Consider the following 1,409-nt stretch of genomic DNA (forward strand, 5'->3'; position numbering starts at 1 on the left):
TCCTGAACCGGTATCCCAAGGTGCGCATCGTCGAGATCGCGACCGACCGCTACGTGGACATGGTGGGCGAAGGCTTCGATCTGGCGATACGCGGGCACACGGGATCGCTCCAGAACTCCACGCTGGTGCAGCGCGCGCTGGCCGATGTTCCCTGGTACCTGTTCGCAAGCCCGGGGTACCTCGCGCAAAGCGGTGTGCCCGAGAGCCCCGCGGACCTTGGCCAGCACGCGAGCGTTGCGATGGTGCGCAATGGTCCGTTGCAGTGGCAGCTGAAAGGGCCGCACGGCGAAGAGCTCGCCATGCCCATCGACCCGCGCTTCCAGAGCAACAACATGGTCGCGCTGAAGGAGGCGGCCTGCGCCAGCCTGGGCATCGCTGCGCTTCCGGGCTACATCTGCAGGTCGGAGCTCCGGGACGGGACCCTGCAGCAACTGCTGCCCGACTGGTCGGCGGCCGATGCGCGCATCTCGGCGCTGATTCCGTTTCGCACCGGCCTGCTGCCCGCGGTGCGTTCGCTGGTCGATTTTCTCGCTGTGGAAATGCCGGTGGTCACGGCATTCGACCATCCCCGCAGCTTCGAGTGAAGCGTGCGCCGGGCGCAGCGGCGTCGTCCACGGACATGGACGCTGTGTCTGGCAAAGAGCGGCTTGTGAGCGGCGGGTGGAGGACCTATCTTGTCGGCCCTGACTTCCACAAGGCCGATCGAGATGAATCACTTGAATTGCTTGCCGCAAGACGGCATTTTCTGGGGCCAGCACATCCTGCAAGGCGCCGTGGCACGGCTCGGCGACCACGGCATCCATCGGCCGATGACGTTCACCGTCGAGCCGCTGACAAAGCTCTACCAGGATTGCGTGCGGCCCAACCTGAAGCAGTCGGTGGGCAGCTTCATGGAATTGCCGGCGCATGTGCCCGACGTGGCGGTGCAAGGCGGCCTCGACGCCTGCCTTCACGCCGAGGCCGAGTCGATCGTGGCGCTGGGGGGCGGATCGGTGCTCGACGCGGCCAAGGCGGTATCGCACCTGCACCATGAGAAGACCGGGCGCTACCTGCCCATCGCGGCCTTGCCGACAACGCTGTCGGGCTCCGAGTTCTCCCACTACTTCGGCATCACCGAGACGGACGGTCCGGAGAAATTCAAGCGCAGCTACGCGGTGCGCGAGACGGTGCCCAAGGTGGTCGTGATCGACCCCGTGCTCGTGTTCGACACGCCGCGCGCGCTGCTGCTGTCCTCCGCCATCAAGGGCATGGACCATGCGGTGGAGGGCATGCGCAAGGTGACGAAGGAGCACCCGCACGCGATCATGGCGGCCAGCGGCCTGGAGCGATTCTTGAAGGTGCTGCAGAAGTGGCCGCCCGCCATGGCGACGCGCGAGGCGCTGGACAAGGCGCTGGTGACATCCGACGAC

Annotated in this window: 2 protein-coding genes; both read left to right on the forward strand. The window is 66.4% G+C overall.

The features are described from left to right. The coding region (locus AC04L7_RS18690; protein ID WP_475513701.1) for a substrate binding domain-containing protein at positions 1-584 on the forward strand (584 nt) is incomplete at its 5' end. Between the two features lie 123 nt (positions 585-707). Next, a partial coding sequence (locus tag AC04L7_RS18695; RefSeq protein WP_475513702.1) for an iron-containing alcohol dehydrogenase occupies positions 708-1,409 on the forward strand: 702 nt, incomplete at its 3' end.

The sequence above is a fragment of the Pseudoxanthomonas sp. LjRoot204_2 genome, assembly GCF_056175765.1.